The following is a 6,450-nucleotide window of genomic DNA, read 5'->3' as shown; positions in this document are numbered from 1 at the left end:
ATGTAAGGCTACATCAATAAAAAGAGCAAACGTTGCAGCAGCGTTTGCTCTTTTTATCTTTACAACGCACAAAAAATGATGACTGTGGTTCCCCCATTATTTAGACTGCGAATTGTCACCATACCATTTCCTAAGCAAATTAATATGAGCTTGATGATAGCGGCTATGGTCAGCCATATGCCACAAACCCCAACGTATCGTTRCACGCTTTTCATTTTCATGTCCAAAAGTAACAATTTTATCTAGATCAGCCTCTGTTAATTGTGCACATGAATCATTTAACATTTTTAATACATCATCATATTTGGTCATTAGTGTATTCAAAGATATCCCTTTGACCATAGGAAGTCTATTATTTTCATCTATCATGGGGCCATATAATTCCTTTAATGACAGTGGAAGTGGTTGCCCCTTTAATCTATAAACCCAATTCAGATCAACATACATGATGTGTTTGATTAACTGAGCAGTACTATTAAAACTGTGATCAGGCCCCTTAAAATCCACTTCTTCTTGTGACATGCCGCCAGTAATTAATTGCAGCCGTTGATTATTCTCTTTTACAGCGGAAAATAACATTCCCACAATAGGTGTCATATTCGCTTCACCCTTTAAATCGTAAAGCATTCTAATTCATCCTCCCTAGCTTAATAAGAACTGCGAACGGTTTGATGTGAAAATTAACATTGCCGATAAGCATAGAGTATAATAAAACTACTAAACAACTATGAAAACTAATAAGGCTCATCATCATGAACATCCGGCATTACACCCTGACATTCGGATAACGTACACGTTAGTCATAGCGAGAGGAGATTGTATGCCACAAATTAAGAGAGTTCTCAGAAGCAAATGGCTATTATGGACGACCGGCATTGTTTTAATTATGATTATTGCTTTCTCTACGGTGTCCTTTCTGTTGGTGAACTCCGTTTCYGCTGCTTTTGAGACGGGCAGCGTGGAAGAGAAATATGCATCATCTGGAGAATACGATGTAGAGACGAGCGAGATCTTAGACGAACATGGTGAAAAGCTGTATAAAGTCTACTCCCCAAAATCACAAGATTCGATGCATCCTCTCATTGCTTGGGGCAACGGAACAGGAGCGCTGCCTGAGCAATACGATGAACTTTTTAACCATTTAGCTAGTTGGGGATTTGTAGTTATTGATACTTTTAGTACAACAACTGGGACAGGAAAAGAAATTGTTGCCTCTATTGATTATATGTTAGCACAAAACGATATGCCCGGCAGCCCATTCTATCAACGAATTCAAAAAGATCAAATAGGTGCTGCAGGTCATTCTCAAGGCTCCACAGGTGTAATTAACGCGCACACCAACTTTGAACATGGCGATCTCATCAAGACGGTTGTTTCAATTGCGCTCCCGAAGCTGAAATATTGTGATCCAGAGGATGTTTACGACACATCCGCGATAAAGGTACCTTTTTTTGTAATGAGTGGAACGCGTGATTTTATTATCTCTCCTTCATCCTCCAACAAGGTGGAGATTAGTAAAGCAAACCCACATATTCCGGCAATGATGGCGATGGCTAAAGGAGCGGCACATACGGCGATTGAACAAGATGGCGGTCAACATAGAGGATATCTGACCGCATGGATGAGATATCGGTTAATGGACGATTCACAGGCTATGGCCGCCTTTATGGGCAAAGACGCTGAGATTTTAAAGAACCAACGCTGGAAAGATGTTTATTCAGCAAACATGCAGCAATAATAGCTTTCATAGCGTATGTGCTTTGGTTTATCAATTAAATATTGGCTGCCTCAAATCGTAGTTAAAACTATTTGACTTGAGAGCAGCCCTTTTCTATTTAAATGGGGGTGTTTACATAAGAAATATTTATGAACGGATCGCTTGAATATATACAGATTCGCCATTGAAGGAGGAAAGTCTGCCCGATTCATCAGTTTGGATAATGAAAAAATCCTTCATCTCCTTTGGGGTTTGCAGCATTTTTGTCTCAAGTAAAGCCTGCTCCGCTTCTGGAAGATCGGACCGTTCACACCAATCTTGGAATTTAAACGGTTTGGGGAAACGAACCATGATGTCAAGGCGAAACCCGCTATTCTCCAGCAGGTTAACCCATTCAGACTTTTTCCAGGCACGAACATGGCTAGGGTCCCTTTGCTTTTCAACCTTATTGTAAAATTCATCAAACGCATCATTCTCAGGAGCAACATTGTCAATTAGAAGCAGCTTGCCACCCGGCTTAATGACGCGGAATGCTTCGGAAGCGAAAGCAGGCACATTCGGAAAATGATGTGCTGCAATTCGGCAAGCTACCAAGTCAAAGGAAGCATCGGCAAATGGGAGCAGCTCAGCATCCCCCTGTACGAAGTCGACGTTAGAATGTCCATTTCCATGAATAAATTCCGCAGCCTTCTCTAACATCTGTTCTGTCAGATCGTAAGCAATCACATGGCGGACGAGCGGTGCAAGCGCATTGGCCACATGCCCGCCTCCTGTTGCAACGTCAAGTACTTCCATCTCCTTGTTGTCTTGGGATGACGAAACAAGAAAAGCCAAATCTTCGCCTTTGGCATGGCGGCTGCTTGTTACATATTTTGCAGCATTTTTTCCAAATTGCTTCTGTACTTGATCTTTTATTGATTCTCCCATTGCTGCTCCTCCTTTTGTAAAATGAGTATTTTGTTTCATTGTATGAAACACCATTTCATATTGTGAAACTACTTTCAATTTATCATAAGTTCCTGAGGTTGTAAATGCTGCTTTTGCCGTCCGTAATGTCAGAAGAAAATAAAGTGTTAGACTGGGCTTGRCCATTACGAACGGGAAGCATAGTTAAATAACTATGGATAATTATTATATTAAGGAACGTCAAATAGCCCTCACATATCATCAAGTTGAGGGCTGCTCTATGTACCTAAAGGAAGGATTCCTGACCTTTTTTTGTACTTGTTCCTGGCGGGAGCAAGTTTCCTTTCCATTTCTGACATTTATCTAATAAATAGCTTCATCGTCTTAACATAAAACGGATTCACCATGTAGCCGGTCGGGTTTACTGAATGCCTTTTGCCCGTGTTTAATTGATTGATTTTTTCCATTTCTTCCACGGTTAATTCAAAGTCGAATATCTCGCTGTTTTCTTTTATCCTTATGGGGTTTGAAGATTTAGGAATCACAATAATCCCCCGCTGCAGATGCCAGCGCAAAATGACTTGCGCCGTCGACTTTTTGTGATGATGGGCGATTTCGACTAACTCCGGGCGCTCCAGTAGTGCTTTATTGCCTTGCCCCAACGGTCCCCAGGCCTCATGCGAAATTCGATGCTGGACAAGATAATCGTGCAAATCGTTTTGTGAAAATTCCGGATGGGTTTCGATTTGGTTAATCATTGGCGAAATGCTGGAATGCTTCATGAGATATTCAAGATGATTGATCTCAAAATTCGCAACGCCAATAACTTTGATTTTGCCTTCAGAGTATAATTCCTCCATCGCCTTCCATGCTTCCACATAATGAGGACCGGCAAAATGAATCAGGTACATATCAAGATACGCCACTTTTAGTTTTTTGCAGGTTTGTTCAAATGCTATTTTCGTCGCTTTATAACCGAGATCYGTCGTCCACACTTTTGAGGTGATAAAGAATTGTTCCCGGGGGATCCCGCTTTTTTGAATCTCTAGGCCGAGTGCTTCTTCGTTCCCATAAATTTTAGCCGTATCAAAATGACGATAGCCGGCACGGATCGCCTCACGAATAGCCCTTTCAAAATGTTTCCCTTTTTTTATTTTATACACTCCAAAACCCAATTGGGGAATTTTAATACCGTTCACTGCTTTGATTACCATGTTCATTCTGGGGTTCTCCCTCCTCGCTTTATAAAAAGTAATGCTCATGTGTCATTCGCATTGCGAAAGCAGCATCTCGATTTCATCCACAAGATTTTTCAGCAACTTGAGCTTGCTTGTGACGTTCAGACGATAATAATTCATGGTTCCTTCTTTACGAACACTAATAATTTGCGCTTCCTTCAATAATCTTAAATGATGGGAAACAGCCGGACGGGATAGATGGGTTTTCTCCTTAATCTCTCCCACACGCATACCAGGATCTTGTTGTCCTTGAATCAGGGTCATAAGAATGGCTTGTCTGGTTTCATCACCGATTGCGGTCAGTACCTTTTGATTATTTTTAAATTCGTTTGCGAGATTAGCTGTGATTTCTTGGTTCACATCCACCCCTCCTTTCGAGATTCAAATGTTTAATTCTTTGAACAGATAAAGAGTATCACACCTTCCTTTTCCGACGCTATATCGGGAAAGAAAATCGAGACGCTTGATTCAACAAATTCAGTCTAGTACTTTATTTTCTTCGAACACATAAAGCGGTTCTGTTTTCTGCCCTGTCCTCGTAAAAAAAACAAATGCCAACCAAGAACATCTGGTTGGCATTTGCATTTGTTTCCTTAATAATCCCGTATTTGACTTCTATAATCTACATACTAGAGCGCACATACGAGTTAAGTCCGCTTCTTATATCTGTTTCTAACGAGAAAGATCACCAAAATGGCTAATAGAGAAATAATGATCACATTTCTCACTAAACCTGAGTAATCAGTATTCTCTCCTTTGAATTGTCCATCTCTGTTTGCTTTTATAAACTTCCCATCTTTATGTTGAACTGCGATCGCTTCATCTGTACTAATACCTTTAATTGAATAATATTTAGTGCCCTTCTTATATGAGTTAGAGTAATTGCCAGTATAGGTTTCCATATCTGAATATACAGTGACATGCCCAATCTTTTTATGTATATCTGTTACAAACTCATCACTTATTACATAAACATAACCATGCCAAACAACAAACTCATTTGCCCATGAAGTTGCTGATAAATTGCTTGGAAATAATAATGAAGTGATCAAAATAAAGAAAATTAAATGATTTCTCCTCATACAATACCTCCCTTTTAAAAAATCAATCGTTTCGAATTGATTACTTTAATTTCACGGCTGTCCTCCAAAAAGGGCAGCAATTAAGTATCCAATAAACATAAAAATAAAAACACTGATGGTCATTAGTGCATTGGAGATCATTCCCCATTTACTTCTTCCAAGAAGCCCAAATAAAAATCCTATAGGATTTATTAGAAAGGTGAGCAACCACAATTTGTACATATGCTCAAATAAAATATCAGTCAACCAAGCTGATAGACCTAAGAGTACACAGATAAATGATAAGACAATCCAATTTTTCTTCTTGATAATTGCTCCCCTCCAATACTCTCACTACGAACGAATTGTCAACAAAGTTATTTTGTACCATATTATACCTTATGTTAGACAATTACTTCCTCCTATTTCTATATTCCCGTTGAAAAATGAAAAAAAAGCGTAAGCACATTTGTGCCTACGCTCTTGCTCGTGTCATTTATTTTAGTTTATTAAACATTGGTTTTCCAATTAGTAAATATATCTCTCTTCAGTTTTGATAGCCCTGAATAACCCGATTGCGAATAAGCTATTTTCATGTTAGGTTTTATACTAGCGCCAAAAAGTCGAACAGGCTGCCTTATCCAAAATATTAAACTCGATTATTTTCTCAAGTAATAAGAAATCGACCGGACTAGCCCACGGGATACGTATCAACTCCTTGGTGTTGTCATAACCTGATTGCACAATTTCCTCAGAAAAATGATTAATGCCTGCTTTTTCAGGAGCAACAGCCATATGTTGTTTGGCTACGCTAAAGCCAATAATAAATGTGTCGTGATCGGTAAACATAGGCTGCTTCCAGGCGATTTTTGGCTTTAAATTTGGAAATTTCTTAGTTACCCAAGTTAACACTTCTTCCGTTCGGCTCCGATGTTGCGGGTTAACGATAGTTGCTAAATACTCTTCAAAAACTTCCATGTTGTGCCCTCCTAAAAATGATTTCCGATTGCGTTAAGTATATTTTCCATACTTGAAATATTCGCGAAGAAGTTAAACTATCCTGCATTTTTGTTTTATGCAGTCGTCAGAACTCCATTACCGGACTTTGTCCATCTGTAGGTTTTCAAGCAGTCGGACAGTATCATTATCCTGTCATGTACTCTCTATAAATGCTTAAAGAGGATGCAATTTTGCATCCTCCCTATTGACCATCAATATTTTAAACCTTATTTTTCAAGAAAACCTGTAGAAGGGTTCGTTATGAAGAAACCTTCTTCCGGCACATAAAAATATTGAATCCAAACCCCGTCTAATAGCGGTTCACGTTTATCTAATACAATTTCAATGTCTTTGTCTGTTTTTACAATTTCATCATGTTCAGTAGGTGTATCCAGCTTTATATCATAATGACCATGATCTCCATGATTCTGAGTATTTCAATGTCTTTGTCTGTTTTTACAATTTCATCATGTTCAGTAGGTGTATCCAGCTTTATATCATAATGACCATGATCTCCATGATTCTGAGT

7 protein-coding genes and 1 pseudogene are annotated in these 6,450 nt (G+C 39.0%); 1 reads left to right on the top strand and 7 read right to left on the bottom strand.

The window, feature by feature from the left end:
• Window positions 1-96 precede the first annotated feature (96 nt).
• On the bottom strand, window positions 97-627 hold the full coding sequence (locus AC1DSE_RS27905; protein ID WP_477528537.1) for a DinB family protein: 531 nt from the start codon (window positions 625-627) through the stop codon (window positions 97-99).
• A 193-nt stretch (window positions 628-820) separates the two neighbouring features.
• Between AC1DSE_RS27905 and AC1DSE_RS27900 the strand changes: the two genes are divergently transcribed.
• The gene (locus AC1DSE_RS27900; RefSeq protein WP_477509717.1) at window positions 821-1,738 is read left to right on the top strand and encodes a poly(ethylene terephthalate) hydrolase family protein; all 918 of its coding nucleotides are present in this window, start codon (window positions 821-823) and stop codon (window positions 1,736-1,738) included.
• 126 nt (window positions 1,739-1,864) lie between these two features.
• On the opposite strand, the gene AC1DSE_RS27895 is transcribed toward AC1DSE_RS27900, so the two are convergent.
• The 6 genes and pseudogenes from AC1DSE_RS27895 to AC1DSE_RS27870 form a co-directional block, all read right to left on the bottom strand.
• Window positions 1,865-2,644 carry a class I SAM-dependent methyltransferase gene (locus AC1DSE_RS27895; protein ID WP_477509718.1) on the bottom strand — a complete coding sequence of 260 codons (780 nt, stop codon included), beginning with the start codon at window positions 2,642-2,644 and terminating at the stop codon, window positions 1,865-1,867.
• 338 nt (window positions 2,645-2,982) lie between these two features.
• On the bottom strand, window positions 2,983-3,843 hold the full coding sequence (locus AC1DSE_RS27890) for an aldo/keto reductase (protein ID WP_477509719.1): 861 nt from the start codon (window positions 3,841-3,843) through the stop codon (window positions 2,983-2,985).
• Window positions 3,844-3,888: 45 nt separating this feature from the next.
• Window positions 3,889-4,227 (bottom strand): ArsR/SmtB family transcription factor, encoded by a 339-nt coding sequence (locus AC1DSE_RS27885; RefSeq protein ID WP_477509720.1) that lies wholly within the window; start codon window positions 4,225-4,227, stop codon window positions 3,889-3,891.
• 281 nt (window positions 4,228-4,508) lie between these two features.
• The gene (locus AC1DSE_RS27880; protein WP_477509721.1) at window positions 4,509-4,943 is read right to left on the bottom strand and encodes a hypothetical protein; all 435 of its coding nucleotides are present in this window, start codon (window positions 4,941-4,943) and stop codon (window positions 4,509-4,511) included.
• Window positions 4,944-5,531: 588 nt separating this feature from the next.
• Window positions 5,532-5,900, bottom strand: a complete 369-nt coding sequence (locus AC1DSE_RS27875; RefSeq protein WP_477509722.1) for an iron chaperone — start codon at window positions 5,898-5,900, stop codon at window positions 5,532-5,534.
• A gap of 248 nt (window positions 5,901-6,148) precedes the next feature.
• Window positions 6,149-6,355, bottom strand: a pseudogene (locus AC1DSE_RS27870) (iron-sulfur cluster assembly accessory protein); the annotation flags it as partial.
• Window positions 6,356-6,450 lie beyond the last annotated feature (95 nt).

This window comes from Paenibacillus sp. 01L418, from assembly GCF_056400045.1.
Note: the sequence above shows the minus strand (reverse complement) of the source record. Positions and strands in the feature narration are given on the sequence as shown.